The organism is Phenylobacterium montanum (assembly GCF_018135625.1).
GTDB lineage: Bacteria > Pseudomonadota > Alphaproteobacteria > Caulobacterales > Caulobacteraceae > Poindextera > Poindextera montana.
Genome location: NZ_CP073078.1, coordinates 1,137,403 through 1,162,988 on the forward strand (window position 1 = coordinate 1,137,403; position 25,586 = coordinate 1,162,988).

The following is a 25,586-nucleotide window of genomic DNA, read 5'->3' on the forward strand; positions in this document are numbered from 1 at the left end:
CTCCAGATTGAAGAGGGGCCAATGCAAACCCTGGCGACTTCCGAACTTCAATTTCCGTTCCGACGGCTTGCAGACGTTCGCGAGCGGCTCTTGAGGCCAGCCGTGGGCTTCAACCATCCGCTGGACGTGCTCAAGGATCCAGACCTGGACCATCGGGAAAAGCGGGCGATCCTTTCCTCCTGGGCCAGCGACGCCTGCGCGGTCGAAGGTAGGCCTGATCTGCGCTGGCCTTTGGGCGCCGAGGCGCCGATCCCGATCGACCATGTGATAGAGGCGCTCGCCCGGCTCGACCGGGCGGAACGACCTATCAACTGATGCGGCGGACTGTCGTGTTAGGCCCAAGGGACCCCTCCCAACCATCGCGACGAAAGCAAGGCTCGCCCCCCGCCGCCCGCTTGCGACCCCCATGTAGAAACAAGCCCCGCTTTACGCAGCGTCCCGCTATGTCTGGATAAGGCGAGCACGCCGCAACTGCGTGCGCCGCGAGCTGCACAATGGGGTTCTCAGAGCCGGATTTGAGGGCGAAGCTGCAGGCGGTAGCCGGTCCGAACGCTCAATGATCCAAGCGGCCAATTCGGCATCGGCGTCAGGGGGAGGCAGACGTGGCCCACGATCGACTTTTAGCCGTCTTGGCCCTGGTCGCGCTCGCCGCGGCCACACCACTCTGGACCGGCGGAGCGTTCGCCGCCGGCGGGGTTCCGGCGCCCTTACCGCAGCAGGCGGGCAATGTGGGAGAAGATCGGCTGAAACAGGCCGACAGCGAGCCGCAGAACTGGTTCACCGGCGGCCGGGACAGCCGCCAGACCTACCATTCCCCGCTCGCGGCCATCAACGACAAGACCGTGGGTCGGCTCGGCTTTGCGTGGAGCTACGACCTCGGCACGCATCGCGGCCAGGAAGCCACCCCCATCGTCGTCGATGGGGTCATGTACACGTCAGGCTACAAGGGCCTGGTTTACGCGCTCAATGCGGAAACCGGCGTCGAGCTTTGGCGGTTCGATCCCGACGTGCCGGACATCGCCTACCGCGAACCCTGCTGCGACACGGTCAATCGGGGCGTCGCCGTATGGAAGGGCAAGGTCTACGTCGCCTCCGTCGATGGCCGGATTCACGCCCTGGACGCCGCGACTGGCAAAGAGATCTGGTCGGCCGACACCATCACCGATCACAGGCAGCCCTATTCGAGCACCGGCGCGCCGGTCATCGCCCACGACGTGGTGGTCATCGGCAACGGCGGCGCCGACATGGAGAAGGGCGGCGTGCGCGGCTACGTGTCCGGATACGATCTGGATTCGGGCAAGCTGAAGTGGCGTTTCTTCACCGTCCCTCCAGCCCCAGGGGCCAGGCTGGAGCACCCGGAACTTGTGGTCGCGGCCCGGAGCTGGGGGCCGCATCGCGCGGCGGTCTATGCCGGCGGCGCGACGGCCTGGGACGGCATGACCTACGACCCGGAGACGAACCTGGTCTATATCGGCACCGGCAACGCCGCGCCCTACGACCTTCGCAAGCTGGGCAAAGGCAATGGCGACGACCTGTTCGCCTGCTCCATACTGGCGATCGACCCCGATACGGGGCGCATGGCCTGGTACTATCAGACCACCCCGGGCGACCACTGGGATTTCGACGCTGTTCAGAAGTTGGTTGTCGCCGACCTGCCGGTGGCGGGAAAGCCGCGCCACGTCGTCATGCAGGCGTCAAAGAACGGCTTCTTCTACGTGCTCGACGCCAGGTCGGGAAAGCTCGTATCTGCGGACCCCTATACCTATGTGAATTGGGCCAAGGCCGTCGACATGAAGACGGGACGCCCTGAAATCACCACCCAGGCCGACTATTACAAGCACCCGAAGAACATATATCCTTCCTGGTCGGGCGGGCACACCTGGCCGCCGATGTCTTTCAACCCCCAGACCGGGCTTGTCTATATTCCAGTCATTGATGTGCCCAACATCTGGGTCGACATGGAACACAACGGCGGGCGGGTCAAATACGTCAACGGGTTTTTCAGTATCGAGGGATTTTTCCCCGACGAAAACTACTCGGCGGCCGATCTCAAGTCGCTTTACGGAACGCTGCCGGAATTGAAGCAGCTTCAGTCGGAACGATCGGGAAAGCTGGTCAGGGAACTCATACGGGCCTGGGACCCGGTATCGCAAAAGGTCGTCTGGGAGCACGAAACCTCCTCCGGCGTCCGCGGATACGATGGGGGCGTCCTCAGCACGAACGGCAACCTGGTCATCCAGGGCCGCGGCAGCGGGCAGCTCTTCGTCTATGCGGCGGACACCGGCCGGGTGCTGAAGACGATCGATACGGGAAGCCACATCATGGCGGCGCCCATGACCTACGCCGTCAATGGCGTCCAATACGTGGCCGTTCAGACTGGCTATGGCGGAGCCGCGATCACTGTCGGCCCCATTCCGGCGTCCAGCGCCGCGTCCAGGTTCGACAATGAGAATCGCATTCTCGCCTTCAAGCTGGACGGCGGGGAGACGCCGAAGCCGGCGCCCAGGCCGCAGGAGCCGTTCCCGGCCCCGCCCCCGAGCAAGGCCAGCCTGGCCAGTATCCGCCGGGGCGAGGTCAAGTTCACCGAGCAGTGCAGCCGCTGCCATGCGCTAGGCCCCAGCGTCACGCCCGACCTGCGCAAGCTCTCGCCACAGATGCATCAGGCCTTCGAAGACATCGTGCTGCATGGAGTTGCAGGCCCACTTGGCATGGAACGGTTCGACGACCTGCTGAAGCCAGCCGACGTCAAGGCGATACACGCCTACCTGATCGACCAGCAAAAGCAGGGCTACCAAGCGCAACTGGCTGCCGCGCGCAAATAGGCCAACGGCGCCGCTTGAGGCGCCCTGCCGGCATGTCTGCACATGGCGATCGTCAGCCCGCGGCGCGAACTGCTATCTGTTCCAACGGAGTATAGTCGAGATCGAACCCGAAGCACCGCGGTCCCACCGCCTTCAGCGCCTGTTCGGCGCAGAGGTAGGCGATGTGCGGATCGTCCCCGCCGACGGTCGCAAGGAAGGCGGCGCCGACCGACAGGTCCGGCTCCGCCCCCCGGCCGCGGCCTGCGCCCGTCGTCAGTTCCCGGACTTAGAGCAAGTCCCCGCCGCAGGCGCCGGCCGTGGTTCCATTGGCCAGGAATTCTTTGATGACGTTGCGGCCAGTGGTCCACCGATGCACCTCGTCCGGCCCGTCTACCAGCCGCTGAGAGCGGATGTGGGTGTACCAACGGGCCAGCGGCGTATCCAGGCTGTAGCCCAGGGCTCCGTGCAACTGAATGGCCGTGTCGACCACCTGGTGCACCATGTTGGCCAGATAGACCTTGGCGATGCCATTCTCCTGCCGAAGGTCCATCCCCTTCTCCGCCTTATAGGCGATATGCAGCAGCATAAGGCGGGCTATGTAGAGCTGGCTGGCGCAGTCGGCGAGCATGAACTGAACGCCTTGGCGCTCTGACAGAAGCTTGCCGAAGGTTTCCCGCTTGGTGACATGGGCCGCAGCGAGATCGAGCGCCCGCTGGGCCATGGCGACATTGTGCATGCCATGGCGCAGACGACCGTAGGCCAAGCGGTGCTGGCCCATGTTGAAGCCGTTGCCCTCGCCGCCCAGTAGATTCTCGGCCGGGACGACCAAGTCCCTGATCTCCACCTCGGAATGGCCGCCGCCCATGATGTGGCTCAACGGCCCTTCCGCGGCCATGGTCGGGATGTCACGCTTAATGTTGTAGCCGGGGTTCGGCAACTCGACGATGAAGGTCGAATAGCGCTGGTGGCGCGGAGCGTCAGGATCGGTCATGGCCATGATCAGGACCATGTCGGCGACGCTGGCGGCCGAGGAGAACCACTTTTCGCCGTTCAAGACATAGTTCTCGTTGCCATCCTTGACGGCGCGCGTCTGCATGCCGGTGGCGTCGGCGCCGGCGGCCTTCTCGGTCATCGAGTAACAGACGCGCTTTTCGCCGTTCAGCAGCGGCTTGAGGAACTTCTCCTTCTGATACTCCGTCCCGTTCTGCAGGATCGTCAGCATCGTGGCGTCGTCAGGACCTTGGGTGTTCATCGACAGGGCGCCCAGGGGGCTTTCGCCGAGCTCCATCTGCACCAAGGCGTTGGCCAACGGTCCAAGGCCCATGCCGCCGTATTCTTTGGGGATGAAGGGACACCAGAGGCCTTGGCTACGGGCCTTGACCCGCAGCTCGTTCAGAACCGTCTTGTAGTCGTCGCCCTCCAGCAGCCGCTTCTCCGCCGGGATGCATTCGTCATGCACCCATTGGCGCACGCGCAGGCGGATAGCCTTGGCATCCGGTGGAATCTCGAAGTCGATGGACATGGCCGCCCTTCCTGTCTTGCTTCCTGAAATTCGATCGTGCGACGGCGACCGTACGGCAAGCAAGGGTTCGTCGCCTTGCACGCCATGCCCTCCCGATCCGCCTGTGGGAGACCAGAAGCCGGGCAAGCCCGGTCGTTAATATCCACGAAGCGAGGACGCCGGCGGAGCCAATCCCGCCAGATGCTCGGCCACGGCGAGGTCGGCCAGCGCGACGCCGACGGCCTTGAACACCGTCACTTCGTCCGCCGCCTCGCGCCGCACGCCCCGCGCCAGGGCGAGGGCCAGATCAGGAACGTCCTGCTCCAGCAGGCCGGCTTCAATCGGGCCGATGATGTCGCCGCTCTCGATGAGGGCGGCGCGGGTGTCGACGACCACGCGGGCAGCGCGGAAGAGGTCGTTGTCGGCCTCGCGCATGCTCGGCCTATAACTGCCGACCAGGTCCACATGCGTCCCCGGCCGGACGTATCGGCCGAGCACAAGCGGCGCCTCGCTCAAGGTGGCGCATGAAACGATATCGGCCCGCGCGACGGCCTCGTTCAGGTCCGGCGCAGCTTCGGCGACAATATGCGGCGCGCCGATCCCGGCCGCGACCCCCCTCGCCTTCTTCAGGCTGCGCCCCCATACGAGAACCCGCTCGATAGGACGGATGGCCGCGTGGGCGCGGATCAGGTGCGGCGCGAGCGCCCCGGTCCCGACCATCAGCAAGGTGCGGCTGTCTTGCCGGGACAGAAGGTCGGCGCCGAGCGCTGCGACCGCCGCTGTCCGCACCAGGGTCAGGGCGCTGGCCGCCAGGACCGTCCGCAGGGCGCCGGTCTGCCCATCGAGCAGAATATAGCCGCCGTCCACCGTCGGCCGGCCGCGCAATGCGTTTTCCGGGATCGCGGTGACCACCTTCACGCCGATCGCCTGGCGGTCGCGCCACGCAGGCATGACCAGGAGCGTCGCCGGCGAATCGCCCGGCAGGGCGCAGTGCATCCTGTCGGGCGCCACGGTGTCGCCCTGGAAGGCGTTGCGCAGCGCGCCAACCAGGGCGCGGGGATCGCTCAGTTGAAATATTTGCGCGTCGCTGATGAAGAGCATGTGGTGGCCCAGGATTAATGCCGGCGTCGGGGCGCGATCCGGCGAAAGAGAAATGTCAAATCATCATATTGCTCAGGCTGGGCCACCATACGATGGTTTGAAAAGCGAAGAGCCTGTGACCAGCCGGCAGACCAGAGAAGATGTTGAAGCAGAGCATGGCGCTAGCCGGCGACACGCACGGTCTCTGGTCCGCCTCGGCGCCGCCGGCTCCACCAACTCGGCCGCTTGACGACCACAGGACAGCCGACTTCGTCATCGTCGGGGCCGGCTACACGGGCCTCTCGGCTGCTCTCCACCTCGCAGAGCGCAAGGCGTCCGTGGTCGTCCTCGAAGCGCAGCAGATCGGCGCAGGCGGTTCGGGACGCAATGTGGGACTGGTCAATGCAGGCCTGTGGCTTCCGCCCGACGAGGTTCTGGCGGCCTTGCCGGAGCCGTTCGGCGAACGGCTCATAGAACAGTTGGGGAATGCGCCTGAATTGGTCTTCGACCTGATCGCCTGGCACGACATTTCATGTGAAGCCAGGCGCAGCGGGACCCTCCACTGTGCGGTCGGGGCTGCGGGGCTGAAGGAGCTGCAGGCCCGCGAACAGCAATGGCGCCGCCGGGGAGCGCCTGTGCAATTGCTGAATGCAAGCCAGACCCGCGAACGCATCGGCGGCGGCGACTATGCGGGCTCCCTGCTCGACCGGCGAGCCGGCACGATCCAGCCATTGGCCTATGCGCGCGGCCTCGCCGCCGCAGCAATCCGCGCTGGCGCACGCCTCCATGCATATACGCCGGTTTTGTCTCGCACCGCAGAGTGCGGAGCCTGGAAGTTGACCACGGCCCTGGGCAGCGTCTCGGCGCCGGTCGTGCTGCTGGCGACCAACGCCTATTCGGAGGGCCCGTTTGCCGATCTGCAAAGGGAATTGGTGCGGCTTCCCTATTTCAACCTCGCGACGGCGCCGCTGAGCCAGGCGCTGAGGCGACAGATCCTGCCGGGCGGCGAAGGATGCTGGGACACGCCCACCCTGCTCTCCTCGTTTCGTCTCGATGCTGCAGGGCGGCTCGTCTTCGGAAGCGTCGGCGCGCTTCGCGGGGCGGGCAGCGCGATCCATCGGCATTGGAGCCGGCGCGCCCTCGCCAGGATCTTTCCGGAGCTTCGCGACATCAGCTTCGACTACGCCTGGTATGGACAGATCGGCATGACGCCGGACGCCATACCCCGCCTGCACAGGCCGGACGACGGCGTGTTCGCGGTCGGCGGCTACAACGGTCGGGGCATAGCGCCGGGAACCAGCTTCGGCCGGGAACTCGCAAGGCTTGCCCTGGGCGAGACCGCCGTCGCCGATCTGGCTCTTCCACTTTCGAACCTCGCGAGGGCCCGCTTTCGAACGGTGCAGGAAGCCTACTATGAGGCGGGGGCCAGCCTGGCCCACCTCGTTGCGGAGCGCCTTTAGGTCATATTGCTCAGAGCGTCGAGGACTCAAACTGCGATCTCGAAGACCTCGCCGCTCGGTTCAGACAACCCGGTCCGCCGAACTTAGCTGGCCCAGAAGCGGATTGGCTGGCAGTATCGCCTCAAACATTGCTTTCCGGGGGGATCGCCATGACCGCTATCGCTGAACCGTTACCGTCCTTCTCCGGCCGCGACGACCGGGGCTTTTTCGTGCGCGGCGCCATCATCATGGCCGTGACCGTCGCAGCCGGCTTCACCTTCAATCTTGCGGCGGGGCGATCGAGCTTCGGCGCCCCACTGCTGATCCATGCCCACGCGATCACCTTCATGGGTTGGGTGACGATCTACCTGACCCAGAATATCCTGGTGGCGAAAGGCAATTTCGCCCTGCACCGCCGCCTGGGCTGGCTTGCCGCCTGCTGGGTCGGGCTGATGCTTGTGCTCGGCTGCGCGGTCACGATCTTCGACATCCGTGCGGCCCGTGTGCCGTTCTTCTTCCGCCCGGCGCAGTTCCTGGTCTTCGACCCGCTCACCCTGTTCGCCTTCGCCGGCCTGACCTATGCGGCGATCGCAATGCGCCGGCGGACCGACTGGCACCGGCGCCTGCATTTTTGCGCCATGTCCATGATGATGGGGCCGGCGTTCGGACGGCTCTTGCCCTCCCCGTTGCTCGCGCCGTGGGCTTGGGAGGCGGCCTTCGCCGCCTGCCTGATCTTCCCTCTGGCCGGCATAGTCTTGGACATTCGGCGCGGCGGCAAGGCGCACCCAGCCTGGCTCCTCGGCCTCGCCGTCACCTTCGGTGTCCTGATCGGGACGGAGGCCATCACCTACAGCCCGGCGGCAACGGCCCTCTACAACGCTGTCGCCGCGGGCTCGACGGGCGCCGCCGTCGCGCCATTGGCGTTTGGCCACCCGCCGGGCGCAAAGCCAGCGCCTCGGTGATCTCGAATTTGCTGCTTGACGCGGGTCGTCAGCATCCACTGCCGCATGCAGGTCAAGCACATGACCGCCCGGCGCCGCCACAGGCCCAGGGCGCCTGATAGCGGCGACTGACAAGCCCAGGAGATGTTGGCTGCGGATGGCGCTGCAGTCGAAATGGAGAGTCAAGGCGCAGCTGCCCGATTGACGCGCCTCGCCCCGCGCGGCCAAGCTCCCGTCCCGATTCCGGAGCGACCATGACCAGACGCACAACCAAGATCATGGCCGCGGCAGCGCTCGCCGCGATCGCCTCGGGCGGGCTTTGCGCCGCCCATGCCGCGGGCGTTGACCCGCCCCTGTTCCAGGACCTGCACTGGCGCTCGATCGGGCCGTTTCGAGGCGGGCGAGTCTTGGCGGTCGACGGCGCGCCGGACAAACCCCAGCGCTTCTACTTCGGGGCGGTGAACGGCGGTGTCTGGCGAACGGACGACGCCGGCCGCACCTGGGCGCCGATATTCGATTCGGCCCCGGTCGGCTCCATCGGCGCCATCGCCGTGGCCCCGTCCGCGCCCGGCGTGATCTATGTCGGCACCGGCGAAGCGGACATGCGCTCGGACATCGCCCAGGGCGTCGGCATGTTCAAGTCTGTCGACGGCGGCGCCAGCTGGGCCGCCATCGGCCTTTCCGACACCCAGGCCATCGGCAAGATCCTGGTCGATCCGCGTGATCCCGATGCACTGCTGGTGGCGGCGCTCGGCCATCCCTACGGCCCCAACGCCGAGCGGGGCGTGTTCCGCTCGACCGATGGCGGCAAGACCTGGGCCAAGACCCTGTTCAAGGACGCCGACACCGGCGCCATCGACCTGGCCTTCCAGCCAGGCCATCCGGACGTGGTCTACGCCGCCCTGTGGCAAACCCGCCGGCCGCCATGGAACGTCTATCCGCCCTCCAGCGGCCCCGGCGGCGGCCTCTACAAGTCCGTCGATGGCGGCAAGACCTGGACCGCGATCGGCGGCCAAGGCCTGCCCGCCTCGCCCGGCCGCATCGGCATCGCCGTCACGCCCGCCAAGCCGGACCGCCTGTTCGCCCTGGTCGACGCCGAAGAGGGCGGCCTGTTCCGCTCCGACGACGCGGGCGCCACCTGGGCCAAGGTCAGCGACGACAAGCGCATCTGGAACCGCGGCTGGTATTTCGGCGGCATTACGGTCGATCCGAAGAACGCCGACCGGGTCTGGGTGTGCGACACCATCGTGCTACGCTCGGACGATGGCGGCGCCCATTTCACCCCGGTCAAGGGCGACCCCACCGGCGACGACTTCCATGTCCTGTGGATCGACCCCAACAACACCGACCGGCGGATCCTGGGCGTCGACCAGGGCGCGCTGGTGACCATGAATGGCGGGGCGACCTGGAGTTCGTGGTTCAACCAGCCGACCGGCCAGTTCTACCATGTGGCCACCGACAATCGCTTCCCCTACCGGGTCTATGGCGCCCAGCAGGACTCTGGCGCCGCTGGCGTGCCCAGCCGCACCGACAGCCAGGTCGACGGCATCAACATGACCGAGTTCCACGAGGTCACCGCCGGCGGCGAAAGCGACGAAATCGCGCCCGACCCGGACGATCCGGACACCGTCTATGGCGGCCGGGTGGACAAGCTGGACCTGCGCTCCGGCCAGACCCGCAGCGTCGACCCGACCCTGGCCTTCCCGGACAACTATCGGGGGACCTGGACCCTGCCGCTGACCTTCGGCAAGCGCGACCACACCCTCTATTTCGGCAACCAGCGCGTCTTCGCCACCACCGACGGCGGCCAGTCCTGGAAGCCGATCAGCCCGGATCTGACCCGCCCAAATCCGCAGGTCCCCACGACCCTCGACGCCGCAACCATCGCCGACACCTCGGTGCGCGGGCCGCGTCGGGGCGTGGTCTACGACATCGGTCCTTCGCCTGTGAAGGATGGGCTGATCTGGGCGGGCACCGACGACGGTCTGGTCTGGCGCACCCGCGATGGCGGCAAGACCTGGGACAATGTCACCCCCAAGGCGCTCGGCGCCTGGTCAAAGGTCGGGACTGTCGAGCCGTCGCATTTCGACCCGGAGGTCGCCTATATCGCCGTCGACCGCCACCGGCTGGACGATTTCGCGCCCTATATTTATCGCACCCGCGACGGCGGCAAGACCTGGACTCCGATCACCGCAGGCCTCGCCGAGGGCGGCGTGCTGAACGCTGTCAATGTGGTGCGCGAAGACCCGGCGCAGAAGGGCCTGCTCTATGCCGGGACCGAGCGCGGCGCCTTCGTCTCGTTCGACGACGGCGATCACTGGCAGCCCCTGCAGAGCGGCCTGCCGCGGACCTCGGTGCGCGACATCACCCTGCACGATGCGGACCTGGTGATCGCCACCCACGGACGCGGCTTCTACGTCATGGACGACATCGCCCCCCTGCGCGCCCTGGCTGCGGACGCCTCCGCCGGCGCGCGCCTGTTCACTCCGGCGCCGGCGATCCGCCTGCACGAGCCGCCGTTCGTCGGCACGCCCATGCCCAAGGACGAGCCGATCGCCCAGAACCCGCCCGACGGCGCCTATATCGACTATGTGGTGGCCGCCGGAGCCTCGCCGGCCCATGTGACCGTCGCCATCCTCGACGCCCAGGGGACGCCTGTGGCGCGGTTCGCCAGCACAGACCCGGCCCCGGCGCCGGACCTGGCCAAGATCGATGCGGCGCCGGAGTGGGTGGTTCGCCCCGGCTCGCCATCGGCCACCCCCGGCCAGCACCGCTTCGTCTGGGACTTGCACTACGCCAAGCCCGACGGCCTTGGCGACGAGGACGAAGGCGTCTGGGCGCCGCCGGGACGCTACACTGTAGAGCTGACGGTGGACGGCAAAAGCTGGCGCCAGCCTCTGGAAATCCTGCCCGATCCACGCGTCAAGGCGACGCCCGCCGATCTCCAGGCCGAATTCGCCCTCGCCCGCCAGATCGAACAGTCGCGCCTGCGCATCCACGCCGCCTTGACCGAGGCGGCCAAGCAGCAGGCCGCGCTGAAGGTTCAGATCCAGGCCGCCGATGCGACCCACCAAGCTGGCCTCCTGGCCAAGGCGGCCCAATTGGACGCCCTAGCCGACATTCCGACCGACAGTCCGCGCAAGATGGTCGGCCGCGCCAGCCCGTCCGTCGACGGCCTTGCAGACATCGCCGAACAGCTCGACAAGCTGGCCACGGCCGTGGACGGGGCTGACGGCGCCCCGACACCCGACGATCTGGCCGGCTTCGCCAAGACCAGCCAGGCCCTCGAAGCGGCGCTGGCCCGGTGGTCCGCCTTGAAGGCGTCGCTATCGCCGGCGGCCTGAGCCGGCCGATGGTCATAGTGAGTCGAGTAGCATGATGCGTTCTGTTTGGTTGGCGGCGGCTTCGGGCGCCGTATTGGCTGGAGCCGGGCTGCAGGCGGCGCCTGCGCTCGCCGCGTCGGCCCCGATCGACACCGTGGTCGTCACGGCGACCCGCACGCCGGAGCCCGCCGATCAGGTTCCCGCCGACATCTCGGTGATCACCGCCGACGAGTTGAACGCGCGAAAGCCCTCGAACATGGCCGAGGTCCTGAGCCTGACTCCGGGTGTCGAAGCGCCGCCCGGCGGGGATGCAGGCCCGTCCAGCGCCGTACCGTCCTTCTGGGGCCTGCACGAGTTCGACGCCTTCCTGCTGGTCGTCGACGGCGTGCCCTGGGGCGGCGCCTTCAACCCCATGATCACCACCCTCGACTTCAACGACGTCTCGCACGTCGAGGTGCTCAAGGGCGCAGCCCCGGTCATGTACGGCGCGACCTCCTTCGTCGGCGTAGTGCAGGCGCTGCATTATCCAGCCGGCGAAGCGGCGAACCAGGTCGACATCGCCTACGGAAGCTACAGCTCTGCGCGAGGGTCCGCCTCCATGGCGTTGCCCCAGTTGGGAAACCTGCGCCAGTCGCTCGCTGTGGACGGCCAGAGCCTCGGCTCCGCCGACAAGCGCGAAGCCGCCGCCAATGGCCATGCGTTGTATCGCGCAGCCCTGGATGTCGGCGGCGGCAAGCTGACCTTCGACGGCGACATCACCTTCGTTCGCGACACCCCGACGAGCCCGGTGATCCGCGAGGGCCAGAGGCTGACGACGCTGACCCCGGTCAACGCCAACTTCAATCCGGCCGACGCCCGCATCGACCAGAACCAGTATCATCTGGCGGTCGGCTATTCGCAGCCAACGGCGTGGGGAACCTGGGACAGCCTGGTCTCGCTTGCGCACTCGGACATCACCGACATCCGCGCCTTCCTGCATCCTGACCTCAGCGGCGACGCCGACACTCAAAGCCAGCGCCGCCACATCGACGACGATTACGCCGACACCCACCTGACCCATGCCTTCGGCGGGGACACGACCCTGGTGATCGGCGCCGACCTTCTCTACGGGCATGGCTGGCAGACCACCCTGAACGGCAACAGCGCCTATAACGTGCCGCTCAGCGGGGCGGTGACGCCGCCGCCGACCTCGCAGCTGGTGGTCAACGAGATCGGGGCGGTCAACGATCGCCGCCTGTTCGCCGGTCAGTACGCGCAAGTGGACTGGAAGCCGGACGCGCGTTGGGACGTGACCGCAGGCATCAGGATCAACGAAACTCGCGAGGCCAAGGCCTCCAGCGACCTGGTCCTGCCCCCGCCCCAGCTTGCGGCCGCATCCTCCAGCCGCACCGAGGCGCGGATCTCCGAAACCCTCGGCGCCAGCTACCGGCTGTGGAGCCAGGGCAAGGACGAAGCCGTGGCCTATGCCGATTTCCGCGACGCCTTCAAACCCTCGGCGCTCGACTTCGGCCCGGACTATACGCCGGACGTGCTGCGCCCAGAGACGGCCCAGAGCTACGAGGTGGGCTTGAAGGGCGCGCTCGCCGGCGGGCGGCTCAGCTATCAGGCCGAACTGTTCCTGCTGAACTTCCACAACCTGGTGGTCGCCACCAGTTCCGGCGCCCTGGTCAACGCCGGCGGCGAGCGGCTGAAAGGCGCCGAGTTCGAGTTGCGCTATCAGGTTACGCCCGATCTGGCTCTTGCCGGCAATTTCGCCTGGCACGACGCCCGCTACACCCGATACCTGTTTGTCGACGACGACACGGGCCTCACCGTCGATGTCGCCGGACGGCGGTTGCCGCTGTCGCCGCAGGTTCTGGCTTCCGCCGGCGTCCTCTACACGCCGCGCCACGGACTTAACGCGACCCTGGTCGCCAACTATGTCGGTCGCCGCTACCTGGACGAGGAGAACACAGCGCCAGTCGGCGGCTACGCGACCCTGGCGGGCAGCGTCGGCTATCGCTTCGGCCGCTATCTGGTGCAGGTCGAGGGCACGAATCTGACCAACCAGCGGCCGCCGGTGACGGCCAGCGAATTCGGCAGCGGGTCCTTCTATCTCCTACCGGCGCGGACGGTGTGGCTTCGCCTGAGCTACAAGCTCTAGGGGTGGACGGCGCTTCGAACGCCGCTATGGTCGAGCCAGACGGCGAAGCCGCGATGGAGGAATTTCTATGACCGCTCACCTCATGTGTTCCTGCTCGCGCCTCGCCATGCCCGGCCTCGCGGCGCTCGCGCTGATCGTCGCTGCTCCAGCCTTCGCCGCCGATCCGGCGCCGGCGCACGGCGCTCCGGTCGACCAAGCGCTGTTCAAGGCCCTGCAATGGCGCGGGATCGGCCCCTATCGCGGCGGGCGGGCCCTGGCGGTGACCGGCGTTCCGGGCGCCCCCGACACCTTCTATTTCGGCGCCGCCGCAGGCGGGGTCTGGAAGACCACCGACGCCGGCAACAGCTGGAAGCCTATCTTCGACAGCCAGCCCATGTCCTCGATCGGCGCCATCGCCGTGGCCCCGTCCAATCCCGAGGTGATCTATGTCGGCTCGGGCGAGGCGGCGCTGCGCGGCGACATCACCTATGGCGACGGGGTCTACAAGTCGGCGGACGGGGGCAAGACCTGGAGCCATATCGGCCTAACGGACAGCCGCCAGATCGGGGCGGTGATCGTCGATCCGACCAATCCCGACATCGTGCTGGTGGCGGCCATGGGCCACGCCTTCGGGCCCAACAGCGAGCGCGGCGTGTTCCGCAGCACCGACGGCGGCAAGACCTGGACCAAGACGCTCTACAAGGACGAGCACACCGGCGCCATCGACGTCACCTTCGACCCCAGCAACCCCAAGATCGTCTATGCGGCCATGTGGCAGGCCCAGCGCCAACCCTGGAACTTCTCCAGCGGCGGGCCCGGCAGCGGCCTCTATCGCTCGGCCGACGGCGGCGCAACCTGGACCGAGCTCAAGGGGCACGGCCTGCCGGAAGGGATGCTGGGCCGGATCGACGTCTCGGTCTCGGCGGCGGACCCGCACCGCATCTATGCGATGATCGAGGCCAAGGACGGCGGACTCTATCGCTCGGACGACGCCGGAACCAGTTGGAAGCGGATCAGCGAAGACGGCCGCATCCGCCAGCGCGCCTGGTACTTCTCAAAGATCTACGCCGACCCGAAGTCGGTCGACACGGTCTACGCCCTCAACACCGGCATGCTGAAGTCGACCGACGGCGGCAAAAGCTTCGGCCTGGTGTCGGCCACCCACGGCGACCACCACGGCCTTTGGATCGATCCGGCCGACCCGCGCCGGCTGATCAACTGCAACGACGGCGGGGCCAGCATCTCGCTCGATGGCGGCCTGACCTGGTCGACCCAGGACAACCAGCCCACGGGCCAGTACTACCACGTCTCGGTTAGCCCCGGCTGGCCCTACTGGATCTACGGCGCCCAGCAGGACAACTCCAACGTCGCCATCGCCAGCTATGACGACGAGGGCGTGATCACCGAGCGCGACTGGTTCGCGGCCGGCGGCGGAGAGAGCGGCTTTGTGGTCGGCGATCCGCGCGACCCCAAGATCATCTACAGCGACGCCGAGAACCAGTTCGCCCGCTACGACAAGGCCAAGGAGCAGGACCAGGACATCAGCCCCTGGCCGGTGGACAATTCCGGCCACCCGGCGTCGGAGCTGCTGCACCGGTTCAACTGGACCTCGCCGCTCCTGCTGTCGCCGCACAATCCGGACGTGCTCTATGCAGCCTCGGAAGTGGTGTGGAAGTCGACCGATCGCGGAAACAGCTGGACGATCGTCAGCGGCGACCTGACCCGCAACGACAAGACCAAGCAGATCGCCTCGGGCGGCCCGCTGACCAAGGACATCACCAGCGTCGAATATTACGACACCATCTTCGCCCTGGCGGAATCGTCGGTGAAGCAGGGCCTGCTCTGGGCGGGATCGGACGACGGCCTGGTGCACGTCACCTCTGATGGCGGCGCACACTGGAGCGACGTGACCCCCAAGGACCTGCCGGCCTGGAGCACGATCAGCATGGTCGAGCCTTCGCCGCACGACTCCGGCGTCGCCTATCTGGCGGTCGACCGGCACAAGCTGGACGACATCAAGCCCTATGCCTACCGGACCGCGGACGGCGGCAAGACCTGGACGGCGATCACCGCCGGCCTGCCGGACGGCGCCGTGGTCCATGCGGTGCGCGAGGATCCGGTGCGCCGGGGCCTGCTCTACGCTGCAACCGAAAAGGGCGTGTTCGTCTCGTTCGACAACGGCGGCCTTTGGCAAAGCCTGCAGCAGAATCTGCCGGCGACCCCGGTCCACGACCTCGCCATCAAGGGCGACGACCTTGTGGCCGCCACCCATGGCCGTTCGTTCTGGGTGCTCGACGACCTCAACCCACTGCGCCAGATCGGGCCGGACACCGACCGGCAGGCCGCGGTGCTGTATGCGCCGCAGACCGCGCTTCGACTGCACTACCCCGATCAGGTCGATTCCCGCCGGCCCGTCGGCGACAATCCTCCGGCCGGGGCGCTGATCGACTATGTGCTGAAGGCGGAACCCCAGGGCGAGTTGACCATCGACATCCTGGGCGCGGACGGCGCTGTCGTGCGGCACCTGTCGAGCGCCAAGAGCGACAAGGAGGTGCAGCCGCCGGAGTGGCCCGACCAGATCGTGCCCGACGACCGCATACCGGCCAAGGCGGGCATGAACCGCCTGGTCTGGGATCTTCGGATGAGCGATCCGGCCCAGATCCCCGGCGCCTTCTATTCCGGGCCGACCCCGCGCGGCCCGCTGGTTCCCCCGGGCCGCTATCAGGTCAAGCTCAGCGTCGGCGGCCAGACCCTGACCGCCCCCCTGACCGTGGTCGCCGACCCGCGGCTGCACGACGCTGACGCTGCGATCCGGGCCAAGACCGATCTGGCGGTCGCGACCGAGGCCGACATCGACCGGCTGCACAAGGCGGTCAACGCGGTGCGCAAGACGAGAACCGACCTGGCTGGGGCCAAGCAAGCCATGGCCGGCAAGAAGTCGGCGCCGGCCCTGATCGCCGAGGCTGACCGGCTGAATAGCGCGCTCGATCCGATCGAGCAGGCGCTGATGCAGGTCAACATGAAGGGTTCGGAAGCCAATCTCGCTTTCCCCGGCATGTTGAACGAGCAGTTCGCCTCCTTCGCCCTTGCCCTGGAGGACGCCGACACCGCGCCCACCGCTCAGCACAGGGCGATGTACCAGTCCCTGCACGCCCAGTTGGACGCAGTGCTGGCCAAATGGCAGGCCCTGCAGGCGAACGACCTGACCAGATTCAACGCCAAGCTCGAAGCGGCCGCCAACACGCAGGCCGGCGAATGAGCCAAGCCTCGAATGGCGGCGCCCTCAGCTAAACTGATCGAATTCGAGGCTGCGCCGGAAAAGTCAGGTTAGTGTCAGAATAGCGCGGCAGTGTGCTCCCATGAACGAATCCGAACGCTATGACGCGACCACGATTGCGCTGCACTGGTTGGTCGCGGTTCTGATTGTCTGCCAATGGGCGAGCGGTCAGACGATCGACTGGTTCGCAAAGGGCGCTCCGCGCGTCGACGCCCGTTCGATGCACCTGGTGATCGGCGCTGCGATCCTGTTCTCCATGGCCGTTCGTATCTGGTGGCGGCTCCGGTCAGGCCGGCGCCTGCCTCCGGCGAACCAGGGAATCTGGCGCGTCACGGCGCAAGCGATGCATGGATTTCTCTACGCTGCTGTCGTCGCCGTCGTCGCCGGCGGCGTCACCACCGAGCTGCTGCGCGGCGACAGCTTTTTTGGGCTGATCCATTTGCCAAAGCTGGGCGGCATGTCGCCGTCTTCTGAGCACGAATGGGCCGAGCGCCTTGGCGATCTGCATGGGCTGGGCGCGGATCTGATCATGATCCTGGCCCTGCTCCATGCGCTGGCCGCCCTGTTCCACCACTACGTCAGCAAGGACGGGGTCTTGAGGCGCATGGCGCTTGGGCAAGACGCCCGCCAGCCGTGACGCTGGAACTGCCGCCCTTTCTGCAGGAGTCCTCCTTTGGTGAGGCTTGACCGCACCGCCGACCTCGCCGGGCGGGTTCCAACACAGCATTGCCTTCTGGCCCTCGCGGCGATGCTCGGGATTGCTGCGCCGTCTGCGCGCGCATTCGCAGCGCCTGAAGAAATCCAAGTCTATGAAGATGATATGGACAAGCCTGGCCAGTTCGGCCTGGACATCCACAACAACTACGTCTGGGGCCAGGCCTCGCCGGTCCAATATCCTCAGGAGCAGCAGCCCGACTATCGCTACCGCGTCACGCCGGAGTTTTCCTACGGCTTGACGCCCAATGTCGAACTGGGTCTGTACTTGCCGCTGGGAACCATCGCCGACCGGCAGTTCCGCATGGATGGCGTAAAGGCGCGGATCAAATACATCGCGCCGCGGCCGGCAAATCAGGATTGGTACTGGGGCGCGAACTTCGAGATCGGAGCCGTGCGGCCTTCGCTGGACGTCAATCCGTGGAACGCGGAACTGAAGGGTATCGCGGGGTGGCGGCACGGCCCATGGGACCTGGCGGTCAACGCCAATCTCGACTGGGTTGTGAGCGGACCTCATTCGGAGGCGCCCAGCCTGCAGCTTGCCACCAAGGCCAGCTACAAGGTCTCGAACAATCTCGCCCTGGGGGTCGAGAGCTATAACGGCGTCGGGGACTTCCACGCCCTCAAGACCGTCCTATCCCCCGCCGGCCAGGGCCACAGCACATTCCTCACCGCCGACACCAGCCTCGGCAAGTGGGACCTGAACCTCGGAATCGGACGTGGCTACTCCGGCGAGCCCGACCAGTGGATCTTCAAGTTCATCGTCAGCGTTCCGATCGACGATTGAACCCGCCTCGTCCCGTCAGGCCGGCCGCGGCTCTGCGCTGGCTTGCGCGGCCTTGAAGGTCTTGCTCAGCATGAGCACCGCGACCACCGCGCAGACGGCCGCCGACGACATCCACAATCCCGGAGCCGCCTTGTCGTGCGTCGCCTGGATCAGCCAGGTCGACACCGCCGCGGTGAAGCCGCCGAAGATCGCGGTGGCCAGACTATAGGCCAGTGAAAAGCCGGTGGTCCTGAAGTCCTTGGGCATGATCTCGGTCAGGGCGACCACCAGGGCGCCGTTGTAGCCCGCATAGACGAAGGACAGCCACAGCTCGACGACCAGCATCTTGGAGAAACTCGGGGCATGCGCCAGCACGGTCAGCGCCGGATAGGGCGTCACCACCGCAAGGCAGGAATAGAAAAGCAATATGGGACGTCGCCCAATCGCGTCGCTGAGAGCGCCGATCACCGGCAGCCACAGGAAATTGGAAAGGCCGACGCAGACCGTGACAATCAGGCTGTCCATCTCGCCGAGCTTGAGCACGGACTTGCCGTAGGTCGGCGTATAGACGGTGATCAGGTAGAATGACACCGTCGTCATCGCGACCAGCATGGCTCCGCCGAGGACGAGCCTCCAGTTCTCCCTGATCGAAGCCACCGCCTCCATGAAGGTCGGATGGCGCGCGCGCGCGAGGAACTCGGGGGTCTCCTGCAGTGAACTCCTGATCACGAGCAGAAACGGGATCAATCCGCAGCCCAGGGCGAACGGGATGCGCCATCCCCAGGCGGCTATGTCGTGACTGGACAACACCCGGTTCAGCGCGAAACCGAGGCCCGCGGCGGCGATGATAGCCACCTGCTGGCTGGCGGACTGCCATGAGACCATGAAGCCCTTGCGGCCTGGAGCCGCGATTTCCGACAGATAGACCGAGACTCCGCCCAGTTCGACGCCCGCCGAAAACCCTTGCAGAAGCCTGCCAATGACGACCAGAACCGGAGCCAGCAGCCCGATCTGGGCATAGCCGGGCACCAGCGCGATCAGCAGTGTCCCAGAGGCCATGAGGCCCAAGGTGACCACCAGGCCCTTGCGACGGCCCACGGCGTCGACATAGGCGCCCAGCACGATCGCCCCGAGAGGGCGCATGAGGAAACCCGCTCCAAACGCCACAAAGGCGCTCAGCAGGGACGCCAGTTCGTCCTTGGCTGGAAAGAAGGTAGCGGCGATGTGATAAGCATAGAGTCCGAATAGGAAGAAATCGAACATTTCTATAAAGTTACCACTGACGACCATGATAACTGAATAGATCGACCCGGCTCTCGAGGCGGACTTCATTTCATCTCGCAAGGAATTCACACCAACAGGGCAGGTCGAACAACAAGGCGTTCGCGTTTCACATCGCCGTCAGCAAGGGCGCCCGCCGAAGTTCCGGCGGGCGCCCTGCCACGTGTCAGAATTTCACCTTGGCCGCGACATACCAGGTCCGTCCGATCACGTCATAGGTGGCGGCGTCGGTCCTGAGCTCCAGCGTGCTGATGAAGGGCGGGCCCTGGTCGGCCAGGTTGTTGATCCCTGCACTCAGCACCCAATCCTTCTTGACGGCGTAGTGAGCGTCGATGTCGAAGTAGTTCACCGCCGAGACCCTCGAACCCGGCAGGTCGAGATTGTCCATACCGCCGATGTAGCGCCAGCGCAGCGAGCCGGTGAACGGCCCCTTGTTGTAGGTGATCGAGCTGTTCGCCTTCCAGTGCGGGTGGCTGTAGAGATTTTCGCCGTCCGAGGTCACCAGCCCGTCGGTCACCTTGCCGGAGTATTCGACCGCGCCGGTGCCGTCGGACGGGGTGACGGTGAAATGGTTCAGGTACGAGACGATCGTGCCGACCGTGACCCGTCCGGAGCCCTCGGGCAGTCCCAGATCGCCCAGCTCGAATGTGTAGTCGACCTGAGTATCGACCCCGTCCAGCTTGATGGTGTTGAAGTTGAACGTGCCCGAAGTCAGCAGCGCGATGGTGCCGGTGCTGGAGTCGCGCTGGATCCGCTGGCAGAACGCGTTGCTTGCGGACAAGGACGGATTGGCGGCCGTGCCATAGCAGTCCGTCAGGATCTGGTTCGGCGAGAGGCTGGCGATCGCGCCCGAAATATCGATGTTGTAGTAGTCGACCGAGATGTTCAGCCCATGGATGGGTTGCCACACAGCACCCAGGGACCAGGTGTCGGCGGTCTCCGGCTGCAGCAGGCTGTTGCCGCCCGACTGGATCGGGATCGAAACCACCCCGCCGTTATAGGTATAGCTCGACGCGCCGGCCGCGGCTGCTTGCGCCGCGCACAGGGACTGGATCTTGGCCGCATTCGCGCCGGTGCGATAGCTGCTCTGGGCGTCGCAGGGATCGCTGGTGACGTTCTCGTTGCTCACCGATTGGCCGACATAGAGGTCGGCCAGGCTGGGCGCGCGAATGGCGACCGAGTAGCCGCCGCGCAGGCGGAAGCCGTTGACCACGGTCCAACTGCCGTCGGCCTTCCAGGTGCTCTGGCCGGAGAAGCTGTTGTACTTGGAGTAGCGGTAGGCCACGTCCACCGACACGTCCTTGGCGAAGGGCTGCTCGCTCAACACGGGGACCAGCGCCTCGAGGAACAACTCCTTGGCGTCCTGCTCGCCATGCGAAGGAGTGTCGCTGCCGTACGCCAGTGAATCTCCCGTCACGAACAGCGAGTCCGGCTGATAGCTGTATTGCGACTGGCGGTAGTCGGCGCCCAGGGCGACCTTCACCGCGCCGGCGGGCAGGTGGAACACCGGCCCCTGGATCGAGAACTCGACGTCCTTGGAGGTTAGCGCGTCGGTGGTGTTGTCGGTCCGCCCGGCGTAGTTCCGGCAGGCCGTGCTGACGGTCTGGACGCCGAACGGGTTCCAGTTGCAGCCATTGACGCCTTCGTTGGCCAGAATGTTGTTGATCCCGGCGATGCTGATATCGCCGTGCGCCTGGCCAGTATAGTCGCTTCGGCCGTAGGACGTGTAGAAGTCCCAGGTGAACGGGGTGCCGGGAATATCGCCCTTCAGGCCGCCCAGGGCCTGCCAGACCGAGTAGTGGAAGTCCTGGACCCGGTCGCCCCAGCCATAGAGCAGCTTGGAGTAGTAGAACGACGACCCTGCCGGCGGTGCGCCGCCATAGGCTGAATTCAGCAGCGACATCAGCGCGGCGTTGGACTGGACGTAGGGATTGCTGACCGGGATCTTCAGCACCTGGGAGGCCGCGGCATTGGTTTTAGAGCTACCGGGGCTGGTCTGATCGAGCGCAGTCGAATCCGAGTAGTTGAACTGAATGTATCCGGTGATGTGCGGATTGAATTCGTATTCAGCCTTGGTGAACAGGTTATATTTGGTCAGCGGCACCTGGACGGCGAAGTAGTTACCCAGCACAACCCCGGCCGTGGTGCAGTTCGGATTGACGGTGGCGCCCTTTTCAGAGCCCACGCCCTTGTAGTTCTGGGCGCACACGCCATGGAGGGCGCTGGTGTAGAGGGACTGGTCGGTATTGACGCCGATGGCCCCGTTATAGGCGCCCGAACCCGGGATCGGCGTCGTGCCGGAATAGCCGGCCAGGACCGCGTTCACCGCGGCGATACTGGGCGCCGTCGCGCCAGAGCCCCAGCCCCCGGCGAAGATTATCCCCTGGGGCGGACGCCCGAGGAAGCGGACGGAGGGCTGGGTGAAGAACGACCTGGCTGAGCCGGCCACGGCGTCACGATCGGAATACTCGAAGTCGACCATGGCCTTGCCCTTGTCGTCGTCGAACTTGCCGCCGATCAGGGCCGAGAATTGATTGGTAGCGCCATCGCCCTGGGTCGAGGCGCCGTGCTGCACGCTGAGCTGCACGCCTGAGAAATTCTGGCGAAGCTTGAAGTTGGCCACGCCAGCCACCGCGTCCGAACCATAGGCCGTGGATGCGCCGCCGGTGATGACCTCCACATTGTCGATCATCGCCATCGGGATGGTGTTGAGGTCGATAGCGCCGTCTGGCGTCGACGGCATCAGCCGGCGACCATCCACCAAGACCAGCGAGCGGTTACGCCCGATGCCGCGCAGGTCGCTGTACGAGGCGCCGCCACCGAAGCCGATGCTGCCCTGGACGTCGCCCACCTCCGCTGCGCCCTGCGCCGCCTCGAACTGAGGCATTTGCCCAACGACGCGGTCGAGCGAGGGCTGGCCGGCTGACGCGATCGTCGCGCTGCTCAAGGTCGAGACCGGGCTTTCGGCCTTCAGATCGGTCCGGCTGATGCGCGAGCCGGTGACCACGATTTCACTGACGGCTTGCGGCGCCGAATTGGCCGCGGCTCCAGGCTGAGCCGTTTGGGCGTGCGCTGAAGCGCCGGCTGCGAGCGCCAACAGCGACGCGCCGCCCAGAAGAAAGGACGATTTCATGATGCCTCCCCATCGTTTCCCGCGTCTATTGCGCGTGTAGAAACATTCGTATCCAGAATTTGGCGCCGTTCAGTTTCTCATCGGCGCGAATAGATTGCCTTCGTGTGCGCCTTTGGGCGCTCGATTGTATTCGCCTTGCCCCTCCCCCGAGCTCGCGGCGACTTTCTGGGCTTGGAACCGCTTGACGCGGCGCCTGTAGCAGCCGCTCGACAACCAGCCCGCCAGCACCGCGAGTGCACTCTGCACAGGCAAGCTTTCACCAACCTGTCACGATGTGGCGCGCCAGAAATTTTCTCTTTGTACGGCCAGACGCCGACTTGCCGCGGGCGGCGTTCTGCCTGATCCCGGCTCGCCAATTGACGGCGCAGGGGCATTAGCGTTGGCTAGGTGCGCGCCGACGCTGCGCCGACCGGCTGGTTCAAGGCCCAAGGGAGCGGCAGTGAAACCAAGGGAGCGATGGTGTCCAGGATTCTGCTGGTCGAGGACGATGCCGCCCTGTCCCGGGGCGTGGCGGCGCTGCTCAAGGCGGGCGGGCACACTCTGGACTGTGCGAGCGACGGCGAAACCGCCCTCGCCTACGCCGCCGACGAGCCCTATGGACTGATCATCCTGGATATCGGCTTGCCCGGCATATCGGGGTTCGAGGTCTTGAAGGCGCTTCGCGCCCGGCGCTGCACGATCCCCATCCTGGTGCTGACCGCGCGCGACGGCGTTTCGGACAAGATCAAGGGGCTCGACCTTGGCGCCGACGACTACCTGCTCAAGCCGTTCGACGCCGGCGAACTGGAAGCCAGAGTCAGGGCCTTGCTCCGGCGCAACCACGGAGACCCCACGCCGGTCCTGGTGTTCGGCAACCTGACCATCGACCGGTCCAAGGCCATCGCCACGGTCGGAGGACGAATCCTGGACCTGCGCCGCAAGGAATGGGCGGTGCTGGAGGGCCTGATCGGCAGCGCGGGCGGCGTCCTGCCCAAGGAGCGGCTGCTGTCCATGATCTACGGGTTCGACGGCGAGGTCACGCCGAACGCGCTGGAGGTGCACATCGCGCGGCTGCGCAAGAAGCTCGAGCCCGACGGGCCGTCGATCAAGACCGTGCGCGGCCTTGGATACATGATCGAACTGACGTGATCTTTCGCTCTTCGGTCACCAACTACCTGACCTTCCTGATCGGCGTCCTGCTTTCAGGCCTGTTCGTCGCTACGACGATTTTGGCGGTCCAGGCCTGGAACGTTCACGCCCAGGCCCTGGCCATCGCCCGCTACACCAACACCGACCGTACTTTGATCGACGCCATCGTCGCCGTCCGGGCGCAAATCCCCCAGGACGCGACCGCGCTGATCACGCAGGACGATCCGCGCGCAACAATGGATCAGGCGGGCCGAAAAGCAGGCAAGGAAGTCGCCGAAGCCCTCGCGGCGCTGCAGACGCTGAACCTGACGGACGGCGGCCGGTATGCCGCGCTGATCCGCAAGGCGCGCCAGGAGGAAGCCCAGGCGCGATCGGCCCTGTTGCTGCAGGCGGCCCGTCCCAGGGTCGAGCGCGACCTTTCCGCGGTCGACGGATGGCGGGCGGCGGTCCACCAGTCGATCGACGCCCTCGACGCGGCGTCTGTGGCGGTCAACAACACAGTCCGGATCGACGATCCCAGAGTGGCCGAACTGGTTCAGATCCGGCGAATTTCCTGGTCCATTCGCGACAACTACGGCTTTCAGTGCTCCGCCTTGCGCGCCAGCGTGAACAGTGGGTTGCGACCCGACGCCCGGTTGCGCGAAAGCTTGGTCGGGCATCGCGCCATCTACGCCGCAGACTGGGGCGCGCTGGGCGAAATTCTCATGCGCCCGGGACTTTCCAGCGAACTCCGCCAGGACGTCGCATTGGCGCAGCGGGCGACCGGACAGGCCCAGGCCAATGTGGATTCGGTGGTCGCCAGCCTGGACGGGAACAACAGGCCCGCGATCGCTGGCGGCGACTGGACCACGCTCTGCGACAGCCCCTTCGGCTCGATCCTCGCTATCGGCCAGCAGGCGCAGGCCGAAGCCTACCGCTATGCCGACGACCTGCGCGCTGCGGCCCTGCGGAACATGCTGCTCTCGCTCTTCGGTCTCGTGCTGGTGGTCGCCTTCGGCGGCTATGCCGTGATCAACGTCCGTCGACGCCTGACCCGCCCGATGCGAGCCCTGACCGAAACCATCGCGCGCCTAAGCCGTCGGGAACTGGACGATCCCGTCGAGGCCGCTGGCGGTCCCGACGAACTCGACAGCCTGGCCAGGGCGCTGGAAAACCTGCGGCTGAGTGAGTTGGAGGCGCGCCGACTGCAACAGGCGATGAGTCAGTTCACCGCCAACGCTTCGCACCAGATGCGCACGCCGCTCTCGATTCTGCGCGTCCATATCGCGGTGCTCTCGAAGCGCCTCCCACGCGATATCGACGCCTTCGCGTCCCTGAAGGATATCGAAGAGGCGGTCGAGCGGCTGCAGAATCTCCTGATGCAGTTGCTTGTGTTGGCCCGGGCAGACGCCGGCGAGCCGGCAAGCGCTGAGGTCGAGACCGTCGATCTGCGCGATGTGATCGAAAGCGTCATCGATCACCACACGCCCCAGGCCGCCAAGGCCGCTGTCAGCATCCATTTCGAGGGGGCGTCGTCGCCTCGCCCGGCTCACCTGAACACGACCTTGCTGGCAGAAATCCTAAAGAACCTCGTCGACAACGCCATCACCTACAACAATCCCGGCGGATCAGTGATTGTCAGACTGACCCATGGGGATGGCCAGACGATCGTCGAGGTCGAGGACGACGGCCCTGGGATCCCGAACTCGGAACTCGGCAGTGTCTTCCTGCGGTTCTACCGGCTGAAGCGGGATTCAGGCCGGCCTGGCAGCGGACTGGGCCTAGCGATCGTCCAGGCCGTCGCCGCCAAGCTGAAGGCCGAAATTCAAGCCGGCCCCGGCCAGGGCGGAAACGGCCTTCGCGTCCGCATCGCCCTGCCGCGGGCATCGTAATCGGCGGGCGGGTCGCTCTCAGGCCGGGCGAATATCTCGCGCGGCCTTGTCCGGGCAAAGCCGCATCATTGCGCGACGCCCCATAACGGGTCGCTATAGACGAACTGACCAACCCCGTTTCCGCGTTTCAACTCGTCTCGCGAGGTGATAGGCCTCCTAGCTAGGAGGCACGCGGAACAACTCCTGCCCCTCCGAAACGTTGAAGACCT

General features: G+C 66.2%; 15 protein-coding genes. 11 read left to right on the top strand and 4 right to left on the bottom strand.

Annotation, left to right across the window (positions count from 1 at the left end):
- Positions 1 to 21 precede the first annotated feature (21 nt).
- Positions 22 to 315 (top strand): hypothetical protein, encoded by a 294-nt coding sequence (locus KCG34_RS05190; RefSeq protein ID WP_249138227.1) that lies wholly within the window; start codon positions 22 to 24, stop codon positions 313 to 315.
- Between the two features lie 314 nt (positions 316 to 629).
- The gene (locus KCG34_RS05195) at positions 630 to 2,822 is read left to right on the top strand and encodes a PQQ-dependent dehydrogenase, methanol/ethanol family (protein WP_211939328.1); all 2,193 of its coding nucleotides are present in this window, start codon (positions 630 to 632) and stop codon (positions 2,820 to 2,822) included.
- Positions 2,823 to 3,087: 265 nt separating this feature from the next.
- Here the strand turns inward: KCG34_RS05195 and KCG34_RS05200 are convergent, their stop codons facing one another.
- The gene (locus KCG34_RS05200) at positions 3,088 to 4,323 is read right to left on the bottom strand and encodes an acyl-CoA dehydrogenase family protein (RefSeq protein WP_211939329.1); all 1,236 of its coding nucleotides are present in this window, start codon (positions 4,321 to 4,323) and stop codon (positions 3,088 to 3,090) included.
- A 135-nt stretch (positions 4,324 to 4,458) separates the two neighbouring features.
- On the bottom strand, positions 4,459 to 5,403 hold the full coding sequence (gene lhpI, locus KCG34_RS05205) for a bifunctional Delta(1)-pyrroline-2-carboxylate/Delta(1)-piperideine-2-carboxylate reductase (RefSeq protein ID WP_211939330.1): 945 nt from the start codon (positions 5,401 to 5,403) through the stop codon (positions 4,459 to 4,461).
- 155 nt (positions 5,404 to 5,558) lie between these two features.
- Here lhpI and KCG34_RS05210 point away from each other — a divergent pair, with 155 nt between their 5' ends.
- The 7 genes from KCG34_RS05210 (at position 5,559) to KCG34_RS05240 (ending at position 17,985) form a co-directional block, all read left to right on the top strand.
- On the top strand, positions 5,559 to 6,842 hold the full coding sequence (locus KCG34_RS05210; protein WP_211939331.1) for an NAD(P)/FAD-dependent oxidoreductase: 1,284 nt from the start codon (positions 5,559 to 5,561) through the stop codon (positions 6,840 to 6,842).
- A 149-nt stretch (positions 6,843 to 6,991) separates the two neighbouring features.
- Complete coding sequence (locus KCG34_RS05215; RefSeq protein WP_211939332.1) at positions 6,992 to 7,783, top strand: DUF2306 domain-containing protein; 792 nt, start codon at positions 6,992 to 6,994, stop codon at positions 7,781 to 7,783.
- 233 nt (positions 7,784 to 8,016) lie between these two features.
- Entirely contained in the window at positions 8,017 to 11,106 is a 3,090-nt protein-coding gene (locus KCG34_RS05220) for a hypothetical protein (protein ID WP_211939333.1), read from the top strand.
- Between the two features lie 31 nt (positions 11,107 to 11,137).
- Positions 11,138 to 13,228, top strand: a complete 2,091-nt coding sequence (locus KCG34_RS05225) for a TonB-dependent receptor (protein WP_211939334.1) — start codon at positions 11,138 to 11,140, stop codon at positions 13,226 to 13,228.
- A 67-nt stretch (positions 13,229 to 13,295) separates the two neighbouring features.
- Entirely contained in the window at positions 13,296 to 16,466 is a 3,171-nt protein-coding gene (locus KCG34_RS05230; RefSeq protein WP_211939335.1) for a VPS10 domain-containing protein, read from the top strand.
- A 100-nt stretch (positions 16,467 to 16,566) separates the two neighbouring features.
- Positions 16,567 to 17,121, top strand: a complete 555-nt coding sequence (locus KCG34_RS05235; protein WP_211939336.1) for a cytochrome b — start codon at positions 16,567 to 16,569, stop codon at positions 17,119 to 17,121.
- A 183-nt stretch (positions 17,122 to 17,304) separates the two neighbouring features.
- A complete protein-coding gene (locus KCG34_RS05240) occupies positions 17,305 to 17,985 on the top strand; it encodes a hypothetical protein (protein ID WP_211939337.1) in 681 nt (226 codons plus the stop codon).
- A gap of 15 nt (positions 17,986 to 18,000) precedes the next feature.
- Here KCG34_RS05240 and KCG34_RS05245 read toward each other — a convergent pair whose 3' ends face one another.
- A complete protein-coding gene (locus tag KCG34_RS05245) occupies positions 18,001 to 19,296 on the bottom strand; it encodes an MFS transporter (RefSeq protein WP_211939338.1) in 1,296 nt (431 codons plus the stop codon).
- Between the two features lie 115 nt (positions 19,297 to 19,411).
- Positions 19,412 to 22,378: a TonB-dependent receptor domain-containing protein gene (locus tag KCG34_RS05250; protein ID WP_211939339.1), complete on the bottom strand. Its 2,967-nt coding sequence runs from the start codon at positions 22,376 to 22,378 to the stop codon at positions 19,412 to 19,414.
- Between the two features lie 459 nt (positions 22,379 to 22,837).
- Between KCG34_RS05250 and KCG34_RS05255 the strand changes: the two genes are divergently transcribed.
- Positions 22,838 to 23,506, top strand: a complete 669-nt coding sequence (locus KCG34_RS05255) for a response regulator transcription factor (protein ID WP_249138228.1) — start codon at positions 22,838 to 22,840, stop codon at positions 23,504 to 23,506.
- Entirely contained in the window at positions 23,503 to 25,377 is a 1,875-nt protein-coding gene (locus tag KCG34_RS05260; protein WP_211939341.1) for a sensor histidine kinase, read from the top strand. Before KCG34_RS05255 ends, KCG34_RS05260 begins: the two co-directional genes overlap by 4 nt.
- Positions 25,378 to 25,586 lie beyond the last annotated feature (209 nt).

Bases quoted from the DNA above. Each gene is read 5' to 3' on its own strand.
- KCG34_RS05240 (WP_211939337.1), top strand. From the start codon at position 17,305: ATGGACAAGCCTGGCCAGTTCGGCCTGGACATCCACAACAACTACGTC.
- KCG34_RS05225 (WP_211939334.1), top strand. From the start codon at position 11,138: ATGATGCGTTCTGTTTGGTTGGCGGCGGCTTCGGGCGCCGTATTGGCT.
- lhpI (WP_211939330.1), bottom strand. From the start codon at position 5,403: ATGCTCTTCATCAGCGACGCGCAAATATTTCAACTGAGCGATCCCCGC.
- KCG34_RS05235 (WP_211939336.1), top strand. From the start codon at position 16,567: ATGAACGAATCCGAACGCTATGACGCGACCACGATTGCGCTGCACTGG.
- KCG34_RS05210 (WP_211939331.1), top strand. From the start codon at position 5,559: ATGGCGCTAGCCGGCGACACGCACGGTCTCTGGTCCGCCTCGGCGCCG.
- KCG34_RS05200 (WP_211939329.1), bottom strand. From the start codon at position 4,323: ATGTCCATCGACTTCGAGATTCCACCGGATGCCAAGGCTATCCGCCTG.
- KCG34_RS05245 (WP_211939338.1), bottom strand. From the start codon at position 19,296: ATGAAGTCCGCCTCGAGAGCCGGGTCGATCTATTCAGTTATCATGGTC.
- KCG34_RS05190 (WP_249138227.1), top strand. From the start codon at position 22: ATGCAAACCCTGGCGACTTCCGAACTTCAATTTCCGTTCCGACGGCTT.
- KCG34_RS05220 (WP_211939333.1), top strand. From the start codon at position 8,017: ATGACCAGACGCACAACCAAGATCATGGCCGCGGCAGCGCTCGCCGCG.
- KCG34_RS05250 (WP_211939339.1), bottom strand. From the start codon at position 22,378: ATGAAATCGTCCTTTCTTCTGGGCGGCGCGTCGCTGTTGGCGCTCGCA.
- KCG34_RS05215 (WP_211939332.1), top strand. From the start codon at position 6,992: ATGACCGCTATCGCTGAACCGTTACCGTCCTTCTCCGGCCGCGACGAC.
- KCG34_RS05230 (WP_211939335.1), top strand. From the start codon at position 13,296: ATGACCGCTCACCTCATGTGTTCCTGCTCGCGCCTCGCCATGCCCGGC.